Annotated in this window: 12 protein-coding genes; 7 read left to right on the top strand and 5 right to left on the bottom strand. The window is 57.9% G+C overall.

The window, feature by feature from the left end; all coding sequences use genetic code 11:
* The first annotated feature begins 20 nt into the window (after nt 1–20).
* The 7 genes from M5R41_18015 (at nt 21) to M5R41_17985 (ending at nt 9,427) form a co-directional block, all read left to right on the top strand.
* Nucleotides 21–1,382 carry a hypothetical protein gene (locus M5R41_18015; GenBank protein MCZ7558297.1) on the top strand — a complete coding sequence of 454 codons (1,362 nt, stop codon included), beginning with the start codon at nt 21–23 and terminating at the stop codon, nt 1,380–1,382.
* On the top strand, nt 1,379–2,863 hold the full coding sequence (gatB, locus tag M5R41_18010) for an Asp-tRNA(Asn)/Glu-tRNA(Gln) amidotransferase subunit GatB (protein ID MCZ7558296.1): 1,485 nt from the start codon (nt 1,379–1,381) through the stop codon (nt 2,861–2,863). Before M5R41_18015 ends, gatB begins: the two co-directional genes overlap by 4 nt.
* Nucleotides 2,860–3,978: a glycosyltransferase gene (locus tag M5R41_18005; GenBank protein ID MCZ7558295.1), complete on the top strand. Its 1,119-nt coding sequence runs from the start codon at nt 2,860–2,862 to the stop codon at nt 3,976–3,978. The genes gatB and M5R41_18005 overlap by 4 nt, the downstream gene beginning before the upstream one ends.
* Before the next feature lie 6 nt (nt 3,979–3,984).
* Nucleotides 3,985–4,818, top strand: coding sequence for a class I SAM-dependent methyltransferase (locus M5R41_18000; protein ID MCZ7558294.1), 834 nt, complete (start codon nt 3,985–3,987; stop codon nt 4,816–4,818).
* Nucleotides 4,815–5,828 carry an SPASM domain-containing protein gene (locus M5R41_17995; protein ID MCZ7558293.1) on the top strand — a complete coding sequence of 338 codons (1,014 nt, stop codon included), beginning with the start codon at nt 4,815–4,817 and terminating at the stop codon, nt 5,826–5,828. Before M5R41_18000 ends, M5R41_17995 begins: the two co-directional genes overlap by 4 nt.
* A gap of 74 nt (nt 5,829–5,902) precedes the next feature.
* Nucleotides 5,903–6,676, top strand: a complete 774-nt coding sequence (locus M5R41_17990; protein MCZ7558292.1) for an ABC transporter permease — start codon at nt 5,903–5,905, stop codon at nt 6,674–6,676.
* A 183-nt stretch (nt 6,677–6,859) separates the two neighbouring features.
* The gene (locus M5R41_17985; GenBank protein ID MCZ7558291.1) at nt 6,860–9,427 is read left to right on the top strand and encodes an ATP-dependent Clp protease ATP-binding subunit; all 2,568 of its coding nucleotides are present in this window, start codon (nt 6,860–6,862) and stop codon (nt 9,425–9,427) included.
* A 198-nt stretch (nt 9,428–9,625) separates the two neighbouring features.
* On the opposite strand, the gene apaG is transcribed toward M5R41_17985, so the two are convergent.
* The 5 genes from apaG to M5R41_17960 are packed head-to-tail and all read right to left on the bottom strand — an operon-like array spanning nt 9,626 to nt 14,018.
* The gene (gene apaG / locus M5R41_17980; GenBank protein ID MCZ7558290.1) at nt 9,626–10,054 is read right to left on the bottom strand and encodes a Co2+/Mg2+ efflux protein ApaG; all 429 of its coding nucleotides are present in this window, start codon (nt 10,052–10,054) and stop codon (nt 9,626–9,628) included.
* Between the two features lie 58 nt (nt 10,055–10,112).
* Complete coding sequence (gene lptB, locus M5R41_17975; protein ID MCZ7558289.1) at nt 10,113–10,856, bottom strand: LPS export ABC transporter ATP-binding protein; 744 nt, start codon at nt 10,854–10,856, stop codon at nt 10,113–10,115.
* A gap of 40 nt (nt 10,857–10,896) precedes the next feature.
* Nucleotides 10,897–11,688, bottom strand: coding sequence for a TatD family hydrolase (locus M5R41_17970; GenBank protein ID MCZ7558288.1), 792 nt, complete (start codon nt 11,686–11,688; stop codon nt 10,897–10,899).
* A gap of 42 nt (nt 11,689–11,730) precedes the next feature.
* Nucleotides 11,731–12,963 carry an AmmeMemoRadiSam system protein B gene (amrB, locus tag M5R41_17965; protein ID MCZ7558287.1) on the bottom strand — a complete coding sequence of 411 codons (1,233 nt, stop codon included), beginning with the start codon at nt 12,961–12,963 and terminating at the stop codon, nt 11,731–11,733.
* Nucleotides 12,963–14,018, bottom strand: coding sequence for an ATP-binding cassette domain-containing protein (locus M5R41_17960; protein MCZ7558286.1), 1,056 nt, complete (start codon nt 14,016–14,018; stop codon nt 12,963–12,965). The genes amrB and M5R41_17960 overlap by 1 nt, the downstream gene beginning before the upstream one ends.
* Between the last annotated feature and the right edge of the window lie 397 nt (nt 14,019–14,415).

The following is a 14,415-nucleotide window of genomic DNA, read 5'->3' as shown; positions in this document are numbered from 1 at the left end:
CCTTTCTATCCCTCCTCACCATGCGCTCGCACGATTCAACGGTACAGATACCAACGCCACGGCGGATTCTGACCTTCTGGCTGCCTCTGCTCGCCACCTGGCAGATGATGTCCGTCGAGGGCCCCTTCCTTGCGGCCGTAATCGCGCGCATGGCCGAGGCCAAGTACAATCTTGCGGCCTATGGCGTGGCGTTCAGTCTCGCTCTCATCATCGAGTCTCCCATCATCATGATGATGACGGCGTCGACAGCCCTGGTCAAAGGGAAGCTCTCCTATGTGCGGTTGCGCAATTTCACCGCCGTGCTGAACATCGGCATCACGGTGCTCATGGTGGTGCTGGTACTTCCGCCGGTGTTCCGTGTCGTGACGGAAGATCTGATGAAGCTGCCGACGGAAGTGGCGCGCATTACGCACACCGCCACGGCATTATTGCTGCCCTGGCCCGCAGCCATTGGATTTCGTCGCTTCTATCAGGGCTTGCTGATCCGCTCCAACTTAACGCGGCGCGTGGCCTGGGGCACGATGATCCGCCTCGTGGCGATGAGCGCGACGGCGCTTCTTCTCGCGCTCTCAACGTCGCTCCCCGGCGCGGTGGTCGCCACAGCCGCACTTTCCGTGGGAGTGGTGTTTGAAGCGGTCGCCTCACGCTTCATGGTTCACGGAACGATCAGGATGTTGCGTGACAGTGATGAGGATACATCCGATGTGCCGGAGTATCCCGGCATTGTGCGTTTTTATTATCCCCTGGCACTGACATCCATCCTTGCGCTGGGGGTGCATCCCATGGTGGCGTTCTTCCTCGGCCAGAGCCGCATGCCGCTGGAATCACTCGCCGTCATGCCCGTCATCAATTCCCTGGTATTCATTTTTCGCAGCTTCGGTCTCTCGTATCAGGAAGTGGCGGTGTCACAACTCGGATCGAAGCTTCGACACTACTTGCCTGTACGGAATTTTGCTCTCGGGTTGAGTCTGGCCGCGGCTGCGGGACTGGCATTGGTTGCCTTCACACCCGTGGCGCATCTGTGGTTTCGTCAGCTTTCCGGTTTGAACGAGGATCTTGCGCTCTTCGCCCTGCTGCCGACGCAGTTGCTCGTGATTATGCCCGCAACATCGGTACTGCTCTCATTCCAGCGTGCGATACTCGTCGTGAGCAAGCGTACCGGCACTATGACGACAGCGACCATTGTCGAGGTCGTCCTGATTCTGATCGTGCTTTATACCGCCATTGTGCACTTCGATGCAATCGGGGCGATTGCGGCCTCCATTGCGCTGCTCACGGGACGCATGGGTGCGAATCTTTTTCTGCTGGGGCCGGTAAACCGTGCGCGCATTGCCGCAGCCGCACAAAATGAACAGACCGCCAGAACTCCGGAGGCGGCATGAACACACCCGCCTCCGCGGAAAAAGGTCTCCGCATCGGTCTCGAAATACACGCGCGTCTGCGCACCCGCAGCAAGGCATTCTGCACCTGTGCAAATGATGTGACCGTAGCATCGAATACCAACGTCTGTCCTGTCTGTCTGGGGCTGCCCGGCACACTCCCGGTGGTGAATCGTCGTATGATCGAAGTGGCCCTGCTCGCGGGCATGGCGCTCGATGCCGATGTACACCGCAGCGTAGCGTTTTCCCGCAAGCTCTACTCCTATCCGGATCTTCCCAAAGGGTACCAGATTACGCAGTTTGAACACCCTCTTTTCACAGGGGGGGTATTGCGTTTCAGAGTCGCGCACGGCGCTGTGCGTGAACTCCGACTCTGGAGGCTCCATGTCGAAGAGGATGCGGCGAAGCTCACCCATCGCGACGGCGAGGCCATCGTGGATTACAACCGCTGCGGTATCCCGCTGCTGGAAATCGTTACCGCACCGGACCTGAAATGCGCGGACGATGCCGTGGCCGCAGCACGCGAATTGCGACGTATTCTGCTTTTTCTGGGCGTCTGCGACGGTAAAATGGAAGCCGGTTCGTTTCGCTGCGATGTGAACGTGTCATACGGAGTAGATACAGACACGGGACGAAGCGAGATAAAAAATCTCAATTCTTTCGCGGCGATCCGTGACGCCATCAATTGGGAGGGACATCGGCTTGCGAACGCCATGCGGATGGATCCTCGCGCTGCCCGAACCATACATTGGGATGAAGGGAGCGCCTCCGGTACGATCATGCGCACGAAGGAACGGGAGTACGAGTACCGCTATGCGCCTGAACCGGACCTCCCCCCCATTACCATCACTGAAGAGATGCTGGCGCATTGTCGTGACGGGCTGTGCGAACTCCCTCTGGATCTCGAAACGCGATTCCGGCAACAGTACGCACTTCCACCAGGGCAGGCGGCATTTCTCTGCGCCGAGCCGGATGCGGCGGAGTACTTTGAGGAAACCCTCGCGGCGTTTGACGCCGCGTCCCCGGAGCGGGCGGCGCTGACGGCCCGATGGATGCAGGGCGAATTGACAACGAAACGTGATGCGTACGGAGGCGGCTGGCAGACCTTCGCATTACGGCCGGCAGCCTTCGCCGATCTCCTGCTCCTGATTCTCCACGAGCGGCTCAGTGATACTGCGGCAAAACGGGTTGTCCACGAAATGCTGACCACAGGCGCGCCCGCCGAAGTGGCGGCAACACGACTCGGTGCGATGCAGATATCAGATGAAAATTTTGTGGACCGCTGTATCCTCGAAGGGATGAGACAGCACGACACTCTGGTGACGGCCTGGCGCGCAGGCCGCACGAAGGTGTTTACCGCGCTCATGGGTGAGATTATGCGCCTGGGCGAGGGACGACTCAACCCCCGTCTCACGGCGCAGCGTCTCACGCTGTACCTCCACGCGGCCGACGATACGGAATCAAAGGACGGCATGCGCTCATGACAACATTGATCGTCCTCTTTGTCTGTTTGCTGCTTCTTTCCTCACTGAGTTTTGCCCTCGTGTCCAATGGGTGGTTCCGCGCATTGCGTGTCATGCTGCCGTCGGCTGAAGCGGAAGATGTCACAATCATTATCGCGGCGCATAATGAGCGATCGAATATCGTCCGTGTTCTCGACGCTATCCGCGCACAGGATTACCCGGCGGATCGTATACGCGTCATCATCGCCGACGATCGCAGCAGCGACGGCACGGCGGAGATCGCCCGCGCCCACGCCGGCGATCTTCGGTTGGATATTCTGCGCATCGACAGCACGCCGGAAGGCCTGTCACCAAAAAAACATGCCCTGCATCTCGCCATTCATGCGGCGCACACGGATATCTTGCTGTTCACCGATGCGGACTGCCGTCCCGAACCCGGTTGGATTGCCGGCTTGCACCGCGTATTTGCGGCAGGTGCCGAGGTCGTGGTCGCACCCGCACCCCTGGAAGGCGGTAAAGGTTTCACGGAGCGCTATTCCGCCTATGAAGCATGCCGCACCGCCGCCTTCATGATAGCCGCCACGGCACACGGCGTTCCGTACATGGCCAGCGGTCGTAACTGGGGTTACAGAAAATCGCTGTACACCCGCTGCGATGGCCTGCCCGCTGTGGGAAGATGGCTTGGTGGGGACGACGACCTTCTGCTCCAGCAATTCGCCGCTTCGGGAGCGCGGATTGCCGCATGCACGGAGGCGAATGCTTTCGTGCGCTCCGATGCGCCGGGTGAATTCTCGAGTCTTGTCCGACAAAAAATGCGGCATTATCGCGTGTCGGGCGCGTACAGCGGCAAGGCCGCCCTCTTGCTTGGCATCATTGTGGCATCACAGGTGTCGGTCTTTCCTCTGGCAATCATCCTGACCATACTCTTCCTGCTGCACGGGCAATTCATGGCGGCGGCGCTCCCACAAATCGGCCTCCTGTGGATGCTGCATTACAACGCAGGATTCATGATGCCGGTCACACGCTTGCTGGGAATGGAAGCACGCCGAACGTCACTTGCTGGCCTCGAATGCTTTCATGTCGTATTTTCGGCTCTTGCCGGTATTGCCTCATTCTTCAGGCCTCAACGCTGGTAACCGTTCATGAACGAAGCAATCATCACCATACAAAAACACGACGCGCATCCTTCGGACGCACAGCGCTGGGGGCGCGCAAGAGAAAGGGCCGTACTCCGCGGACGCATGATCTGCGATCTGCTGTCCCCCGAGGTCAATTTCTCCGAAGCAGTCGCACTCGATGCCGGCTGCGGATACGGCGGCACCAGCATCGCGCTCTGCGAGCGCGGTGCGGACGTCATTGCGGTGGATCGCGATCCAGCACGGCTGGGAGAACTTTCCGCCACCTGTCCCTCCCTGGAAATCGAACACGCCGACATAGCGTCGCTGCCCTATCCCGATAAGTCCTTTCACCTGATCATACTGCAGGACGTGATCGAGCATGTCACCGATGCCCTCGGGGTATTGCGCGAAATGCATCGTGTTCTGTGCGACGACGGGCTGCTGTACATGAGCACGCCGAACAGGGATTCGGTGCTGAATCTCGTCGCCGATCCGCATTTCGGGTTGCCGTTTGCGGCGACGAAAAAGCGCGCCGAGCTCCGTACACTCCTGCGCGCAAAGCGCCCCTCGGAGGCGGAGCGCGACGATTTGGCGGAGCTCTTCTCGCTCGCTGCGTTCTCGGATGCGCTGCAGCACAGTGGATTTTCGTTCCGCTTCATCAATACGCGCGTTGCGAAGGCCCTCTTCGAGCAGCCGGACGCACTGGTCTGGAGTACCTGGCATGTGCGGGCTGTGGCATTTCTCCGTCGCAGCGGGATGTACCGCGCGGCTCTCGGCATGGTGAACGACGAGCCCGGTTTCTTCAACCGCCGGATCAATCCCACCTGGTATCTCCTTTGCAGAAAGCTCCCGTCATGACGCTGCGCACGGCAAGGAATCTCTTGCGCTGCGTCACGGCAAGACGCGTCTGGAATCTTCTCAGGATTTTCGTCTCGTTTCGTCTGTCTGCATGGACGTCCCGCAGCATCGTGTGGGGCCTGCCGTACACCTTGACCATAGAGCCGACCAACCGCTGCAATCTGAAATGTCCGGAATGTCCCTCCGGCAATGGCGCCATGACGCGTCCGCAGGGCTTACTGAGCATGGATCGCTTTTCGGCAATCGTGGAAGAGGTTGCGGGTGAGGTGTTTTATCTCCAACTGTTTTTCCAGGGAGAGCCCTTCATCAACAATCGTCTCGCCGATATGCTGCGGCATGCGCACGAAAGACGCATGTACACGGCGGTGAGTACAAATGCGCACTATCTGCGTCCTGAAGTCATCGGGCAACTTCTCGATGCCGGCCTCGACCGGCTCATCGTCTCCATTGACGGGATGACGCAGGAGGTGTACGAGGAGTACCGCGTGGGAGGATCACTCGAGCGCGCGCTCGATGCGGTGCGCAGCGTCGATGCGGAGCGGAGGAAACGCGGTCGCGCCTGCCACACCGAACTTGTTTTGCAGATGCTGGTGACAAAGCAGAGCGAAGCGCATATCCCGCGCCTGAAGGATTTCGCGCGCTCCGTGCATGCCGAGACCGAGTTGAAGACGATGCAGGTATACGGCATCGACGGAGCGGAGCGCTTTCTTCCCGATGCTGCCAAGTGGCGCAGATACGATATCGTAAACGGAGCGTTGCGCATACGGGGAAAAATGCACAACCGCTGTGTACGGCTGTGGGAGCGCAGCGTCATCACCTGGGACGGAACGGTCGTGCCCTGTTGCTTCGACAAGGATGCGGAGTATCCGCTCGGCTCGTTGGACGATATGTCCTTCAAAGAGATTTGGCAGTCCGGGCCCTATCACGATTTTCGCCATCGCATTCTCCGCGGACGTCGGAACGTGGAGATGTGCAGAAACTGCACCGAAGGACTCCGGATTTACCGATAAGCTCCGTATTTTTCGACAGCGGTTTCAAGCGCTCGCGCTCTTTCCCCTGCGCGCGGATTATGCTACATTTCCCTATGCTCACTTTTGGAATCGACAGACTCGGCCGGCGCACCATCTCCTTCCTCTCGGAAATTGGGGAAATTGCGCGTCTGCTCGCAAGAATCATGCGCAGCACGCATCGATTGTACCGCGACAGACACCTCCTGATCGAACAGATGGCGCATATCGGTGTGGGCTCGCTGCCTCTCGTGCTCATCATCGGGCTCTTCACGGGTATGGTTTCCTCGTGGCAGGCGGCGTATCAATTCAAGGGCATGATCAGTTTTTCCCTTATCGGCGGCGCAGTCAGTCGCGCAATTTTTATCGAGCTCGGACCGGTACTCACAGCCATCGTCATCGCCGGGCGCGTCGGGGCCTCTATCGCCGCCGAGATCGGGACCATGAAAGTGACCGAACAGATCGACGCGCTCGAGAGCATGGCCATCAATCCCGTCCGTTACCTCGCCATGCCACGCTTCCTCGGCGCCGTCGCAATGATGCCCATTCTGGTGATTTTCGCCAATGCCATCGCGCTCGGCGGAGCATTTCTCGTAGCCAATTTTTTTCTCGATCTCACGCCACAAGTGTTCTTCGGGAGTGTCGAACGCTTTTTTGAAACGAAGGACATCGTATCCGGACTCGTGAAATCTGTGGCTTTCGGCGGTGTGACGGCGTTGCTGGGTTGCCATATCGGTTTCCGTACCGCCGGAGGAGCCGAGGGGGTGGGGAAAGCAACGATTCGCGCCTTCGTGCTGAGCTCGGCCATGATCCTCATTCTCGACTACGCACTCTGGACCATTATTTTCTGAGTCTGATGCACCGCGCTCCCGTCAACGGGCTTCCCGTCAACGGGCATTGCGAAGCACCTTGTTCGAGGGGAACCCTCACTGTATCTTAAATGGTTGTAACTGATGTGTCCCCGGGCGTGTCTATGCAACACATGGCCTGAAACTCAACTCAATCCTCACACGCGTAAAAGCGACGGAAATACAATGGAAGGCAACTTTTCAAACAGAGTCCAGGAGGTCATTCGGCTGAGCCGTGAAGAAGCTCTCCGTCTCGGCCATGACTACATCGGCACCGAGCATCTGTTGCTCGGTATCATTCGCGAGGGTGAGGGCATCGCTGTCAAAATCCTCCGTAACCTGGGCTGCGATCTGTATCAGCTCAAGAAGAGCATCGAGGATACGGTGCGCTCGTCCGGCGGCACGATCACGATCGGCAATATTCCGCTGACCAAGCAGGCCGAGAAAGTATTGAAAATCACCTACCTCGAAGCCAAGCTCTATAAATCGGAAGTGATCGGTACCGAGCACCTGCTCCTTTCCCTCCTGCGCGACGATGACAATATCGCCGCCCAGATCCTGAATCAGTTCAACGTGCAGTACGATGTCGTCCGTAACGAATTGGACAATATCATCAGCGGACGGCCCTCCTCTCCCTCGTCAGGCGATCCGAAGCCCGGTGCCGAACGGAACGAGCCCGGTCAGGGCGAAAAACGGCAAGAGCGTGTCAAGACTCCGGTGCTCGATAATTTCGGCCGGGACCTCACCAAAATGGCTATCGAGGATAAGCTCGATCCGATTATCGGCCGCGACAAGGAAATCGAACGCGTCGCGCAGGTGCTCTCCCGCCGGAAGAAAAACAACCCCGTACTCATCGGCGAACCCGGAGTAGGAAAAACCGCCATCGCCGAGGGTCTCGCATTGCGCATCATCGAGAAAAAGGTCTCCCGCGTGCTGCATAACAAGCGCGTGGTAACACTTGACCTCGCAGCACTCGTGGCCGGCACCAAATACCGCGGCCAGTTCGAAGAGCGCATGAAAGCCGTCATGAACGAGCTTGAAAAGGCGCGCGACATCATTCTCTTCATTGACGAGTTGCACACCATCGTGGGCGCAGGCGGCGCTTCGGGTTCACTCGACGCGTCCAATATGTTCAAGCCCGCCCTCGCCCGCGGAGACATTCAGTGCATCGGCGCCACGACGCTCGACGAGTACCGGCAGAACATCGAGAAGGACGGAGCTCTCGACCGCCGCTTCCAGAAAATCATGGTCGATCCCACCTCGGTCGAAGAGACCATGCAGATTCTCGACAACATCAAGCACAAGTACGAAGAGCATCACAACGTGCGCTTCACGCCGAAAGCCATACAGGAATGTGTGCGGCTCAGCGACCGATATATCACCGACCGCTTCCTTCCGGACAAAGCCATCGACGTCATGGATGAAGCCGGCGCGCGCGTCCATCTGCAGAACATCGTCGTTCCGAAAAACATCGTCGCGATGGAGGAAGAGATCGAAAAGATCAAATCCGAAAAGAATTCCGTCGTGCGCAATCAGAACTTCGAAGAAGCCGCACGCCTGCGCGATATCGAAAAGCGCCTCCTGCACGATCTCGACGAAGCCAAGCGCGAATGGGAGGTCGAATCCCAGGCTATCATTCACGAAGTGGACGACTCCGTCATCGCCGATGTCGTATCCATGATGACGGGTATCCCCGTGAATCGCATCGCCCAGTCCGAATCGCAAAAACTGTTGCGTATGGCCGAAGAACTCAAGCAGGAGATCGTCGGACAGGACGAAGCCATCGACAGTCTCGCCAAGGCCATCCGCCGTACCCGCGCCGGTCTCAAAGATCCCTCGCGCCCGATCGGCAGTTTCATCTTCCTGGGCCCCACCGGCGTCGGCAAGACGGAACTCGCAAAGGTGCTCGCGCGCTATCTCTTCGACAGCGAGGATGCGCTGGTACGCATTGACATGAGCGAGTACATGGAGAAATTCTCCGTCTCCCGCCTCGTCGGCGCGCCTCCGGGCTACGTCGGCTACGAGGAAGGTGGTCAGCTCACCGAGAAAATCCGTCGCAAGCCCTACTCCGTGGTGCTGCTGGATGAAATAGAAAAAGCACATCCGGACGTGTTCAACATCCTGCTGCAGGTGCTCGACGACGGCATCATCACCGACGGACTCGGCCGCCGTGTGGATTTCAAGAACACGATACTCATCATGACGTCGAATATCGGCGCGCGTGAAATCCGCAAGGACGGGCATTTCGGCTTCGGTGAAGAGCCGATGGAGAAAAACGCCTATCGCGACATGAAGAAAATTCTGGAAGACTCGATGAAGAAGCTCTTCAATCCGGAATTCCTGAACCGCATCGACGAGAGCATCGTCTTCCATTCCCTCACCAAGGAGCATATCAAGCAGATTATCGATATCTCCACGCGGAAGCTGTTCGATCGCCTCGGACACATGGGCTTGTCGCTGACTTTCACGACCGAGGCCAAGGACTTCCTCGCGGACAAGGGCTTCGACGCCAATTACGGTGCACGTCCGCTGCGCCGTGCCCTGCAGAATTACGTGGAGGATCCCCTCGCGGAGGAAATTCTCAAGGGACGTTTCCAGAACGGCAGTGCGGTGCTCGTGGAATTGAACGAGGAGAAGACGGGGTTCAGCTTCGAACCCGGCTCCATCGGCGACGCCCCCGCCGACGTCAAGGACTCACCCGAGGAAGAACATCCCATCGTAGAGGATAACGGCGTATCGCCCCGTCAGGATTGAACATGTCACAACGAAAAGAAAAAAGCGGCTCATGCCGCTTTTTTCTTTTTAGAAGAGTTCGATATCCTGTTGCAGGTGCGCACTACGCTGCGTCACCGCGTCCTGCGAGCGCACTACAGCACACGGCGGGACGTCCCTGAATGACCGTAATGACGATGGAGCTTCAGCCGCTGCCCGAACCCATGCCCCTGATGCGGGTCAATTCGTCCTGGCACGAAGAAAGAATCGGGGGATCTCCACCTCGAAGGTGGACCCATCCTCTCGCTGCATGGTGTACTCCCCTTCCATCTCGCCTTCAAAGGATTTCAGCACACAGAAACTGTTGTACTGATACGTCGCTCCCGGAGCGATGATCGGCTGCTCGCCAACAACGCCATCGCCGGCAACTTCATAGTCCGTACCGGCGGGATCGTGAATGAACCAGCGTCGTCGCAACAGTTGCACCGGCTGCTCCCCGTTGTTTGTGATGCTGATGAAATACACGAAAAAAAATGTCTGTTGGAGAATATTCGACCGCTCCTCCAGAAACTGGTTCTGGACGGAGATGGTCACTCCACTTGTCGTTTTTGTATAGAGCAGCATGTGACGTCCTTGCGTGCGGGCAATGCGATGGAAAATGTGCTGCATGGATAACACCCTCGTTCGTCGAAGAGTTCACAGTGCCGGGTGCCGGGTTGGTGTGCTCTCAGTAGCGGTCGAGCTTGAAGCTTTCACCGAGATAGATTTTTCTCGCCTCGGCGTCGTTCGCGAGCATTTCGGAATCGCCCTCCATCAGTATGCTGCCGTCGAAAAGCAGATAGGCGCGGTCCACGATGGACAGCGTTTCATGCACGTTGTGATCGGTGATGAGCACGCCAATATTCCGGGCCTTGAGCGCTTTCACGATGCGCATGATGTCTTCGACGGCAATGGGATCGACGCCGGCGAAGGGCTCGTCAAGCAGGATGAAGCTGGGATTGGTGGTGAGCGCGCGCGCAATTTCCGTGCGGCGTCGCTCACCGCCGGAGAGCATGTATCCCTTGCTTTTACGGATATGCTCGATATTGAAATCCCGGAGCAACTCTTCCGCCCGTTCCGCCCGTTGCTTTCTGTTGTAGCCCATAACTTCCAGGGTCGCGAGAAGATTTTCTTCCACGCTGAGCTGCCGGAAAATGGACGCTTCCTGCGGCAGGTAGCCAACCCCGAGTCGGGCGCGGCGGTACATGGGCAGACGGGTAATGTCGGTGCCGTCAATAAACACTCGCCCTTCCGTCGGTCGTATCATTCCGGTGATCATATAGAATGTCGTGGTTTTCCCCGCGCCGTTGGGGCCCAGGAGTCCCACGATCTCGCCCTGTCGCACCGACACTGTCGCTCCTTTTACGACAAAGCGTTTTTTGTAGCGTTTCTTCAGACCTTCTGATCTGAGGACGCGGTTGCCCTCGCGAATGTCGGATGGCGATGCTGCCGCTGTGCTGAGCTGCGAGGATTCAATGGTCACGGGTGGCTCCCCTTGTGTCGAGGCGAAACAGGCGCTCCGCGTTGGTGGTGGTGATGGTCGCGATATGCTGCACGGTTTGATGCCGCATCCAGGCAAAATACTCCGCGATTTGAGGAATATACGACGGCTCGTTTCTTTTACCCCGCAATTTGCCTGGCGCCATGAACGGTGCGTCGGTTTCCATAAGTAATCTGTTGTCCGGAATCAGGGAGAGCACGGGATCCAATGTGGATTTTTTGTACGTCACATTGCCCGTGAAGGATATGTGGAAACCCGTGTCGAGCACGCGTGTTGCGTACGCCGCGCTGGAGCTGAAGCAGTGAAACTGTCCGCGGAGCGTCCCGTTCTGATGTTCTTTCACGATGGCGATAAGATCTTCATCCGAATCGCGATTGTGAATGATGACGGGGAGATCGAGTTCTTTGGCCAGTTCGAGCTCCGCGTGCAATAGCTGCTGCTGCACCTGCGGCGTTGCAAAGTCATAGTAATAATCCAGACCTATTTCGCCGATGGCGACGACCTTGGGATGCCTGGCGGCTTGCCTCAGGTGCTCGATGATGTCGTCGCCGACATTGGCGGCATCGTGCGGATGCACGCCCGCGGTGATCCAGACATCCGGCTCCGTCGCGGCTATCTCCGCCGCGGCTTCGAAGGTGTTCAGGTCCGTGGCAGGAATGATGAAGCGACGCACACCCGCGGCGCGCGCACGCTGGAATACATCGGGAAGATCATTCGAAAAATCAGCCCAGTAGAGATGACAATGCGTATCGATAAAATCCAAAGCGTCCCGCCTTTCTGTTCGTTCGTTCTCACGCGTACGCGATCATTTCGCATAGAAGGCCATGCTCGCGAATGACACCGCCGATGCGCGTTCCTCTTCGTGCCATTGCCGATACCCGAGCAGCGCACCGCGCCGTGGTGTTGCAAGATCGAAAAATGTGGTGATGCAGGAAAATCCATCGATACGCGTGGCGTTGGCACCCGCACGGAGGAGTTCGCGAAATTCCCCGTACGCGCACCGCTCGAGCGCTTCGAGCTGCTGTATGTCCGATACGCGCACCGCATCGAGTACTTCGGCGGCATCCACACCGTCCCCGAATTTCCGGCCGACATGCGACCAGTCCACGCTCAGTACGAACACCACCTTGCGGCCCAATGCTTCTACCGTCTCATGAAATGCCCGAATGAAAGCGGCATAGCGCTCGTCCTCGGAAATCTCGCGCCCTTCAACGAGATATTCCTCGAAGGATGTCACGAGTATCGGCACGATGCGCGGACCTTCGTTGCCGAACAAATGCTGCAGAAACAGCACGGGGAACTCGATGCTGTGTTCCATGCGATGCGCCAGATCCGACGTCGTGAATATTCCCCCGCTTTTCTCGCGCAGCACGGCGACGAATTCCTGATCGGTGGGGAGAACGCCCAGCGGAGTCTCGTAGTGCTTGGAGGTGAGGATGAATACATCCTCGTCGGAATAATGGCTCGTGCCCAGCACGACAATGGTGTCCGCATCGGTGGAGCACAGCGCTTCGAAGGCGGGGACGTACACATCAGGTCCTATTTGCAGATCGATATGCGGCGCGAGCACGCCGACGACACGCCCTGCGTCCTGCGCCGGCGCCTGCTCTTTGAACAGCGCCGTGAGAAACGCGCGCAGCTCCTCCGCGTCTTCGGGATACGAGGCGCCCGCATGCACTGCGGGCCGCAGTCCGGCTTTCCGGTACTGTTCATCGCTTTGTGCTTTCGCCTCCGCAAAGCGCTCGTTGTCAAGAAAGAGATAGGTGTCCAGCGCCCGGACGATACCGATGAGCTGCTCCGCATCCACATGGGTTTTCGTCGCTTCAAATATTTCCTGCTGCAAGGAATGCACACTGCGTACACCATCGAACAGCGACAACAGAGCCCAGGCCTGCGGTTTGAACACGAGCATTTCCCCGGAATATCCTGCGGGGTCCCGCAACAGCAGCATTTCTTCGCCATTGTCCCGAATGAGCTGAATATCCAAATCTCCGCGGAGTGCGGCTACAGGGGCGTCAGGTGATGCGTAGGGCTCCATCAGGCAATATCCTCAACAGGACGTGGTACAACGGGTCGGACATCATCCTCGGGCCAGGAAGCATCGTAGAGCAGACAACTCACCGCGTGTCCCGGAGTTGACGCACGAAGTTCGGGCGTGACGGTGCGGCAATGCTCCATGGCCTGCGGGCAACGCGTGTGGAAACTGCACCCGGAAGGCAGATGCAGGGGATTCGGCATTTCACGCCGCAATTCCGGCGGCTTCCGCAGGACGGCCGGGTCAGCAACAGGGATGGAGGCCAACAGGATTTGCGTATACGGATGCAGCGGACGATTGATGATGTCCTCCGAAGGACCGATTTCCACGATGCGACCAAGATACATGATGGCGATGCGATCCGACACATGCTGCACGACGGTTAGATCATGCGAAATGAACAGATAGGTCAGATGCAGCTGCGAGCGCAGATCGGTCAGAAGATTCAGTATCTGCGCCTGTATGGAGACGTCGAGAGCGGACACGGGTTCGTCGCACACGAGAAACGACGGTCCAAGCGCCAGTGCGCGGGCTATTCCTATGCGTTGGCGCTGCCCGCTGCTGAACTCATGCGGGTAGCGCCGGGCATGGAATTCATTCAGTCCTACCATGCGCAGCAAGGCCCCCACGCGCTCGTTCACCTCGGCTTTCGGGACGATGTCATGCACCAGCAACACCTCACGCAACGCGGAGCCCACTGTGAGGCGTGGATTAAGCGACGAGTAGGGATCCTGAAACACCAGCTGTGCGCGCTGGCGGAAACGCTTGAGATCCTGGCGCGGGGTTCTCGTGACATCGACGCCATCCATGTAAACGACACCATCCGTCGGTGTCTGCAAGTGGAGGATCAGATGCCCGAGCGTACTCTTGCCGCAGCCGGACTCGCCGACAAGCCCGAGCACCTCACCGCGGGCGATGCTGAACGTCACACCGTCCACCGCGCGAATAAAACCCAAGGAGCGCGAGAATAACCCGCGCCGTACCGGGAACCACTTCTTCAGGTCCCGCACATCGACGATCGGTGTTGTTGCAAGCGGTGGATTCGTAATCTCTGCCATTCATGAAAAATAGCGAGAAGCGCGGCAAAGGACAATGAGCGATGTACGAATTACGAATTACGATTTACGATTTATAAATTACGATTTACGATTTGAAGATTTAAAGCTTGCCCCCCGGAGCATTCCCCTGTGGCAGCTCATCCGTCGGTGCTGACTTTTCTGCGTGTTCTGTTTTTTCTGCGAATTCTGCGTTCACGATTCCCTGCCCGCCGAAGCATTATGGGACCATGGCACAATCGATGTACGATTTGACGCACATGCTCCGGGTGTTATCGAGCATCAGGTCATCCGTTTCTCAATCACCTCTATCCGAATGACTCGATGCACGATGAACCTTTAATGTGGTTCACGTTTAACGTTGAACGATTAACGATTCCCGATTCACTACGTCCGGGCG

It is taken from the genome of Bacteroidia bacterium, assembly GCA_027493955.1.
Classification (GTDB): domain Bacteria; phylum Bacteroidota; class Ignavibacteria; order SZUA-365; family SZUA-365; genus JAOSJT01.
The sequence above is the reverse complement of the archived record's forward strand: the minus strand, read 5'-3'. Positions and strand labels throughout refer to the sequence as shown.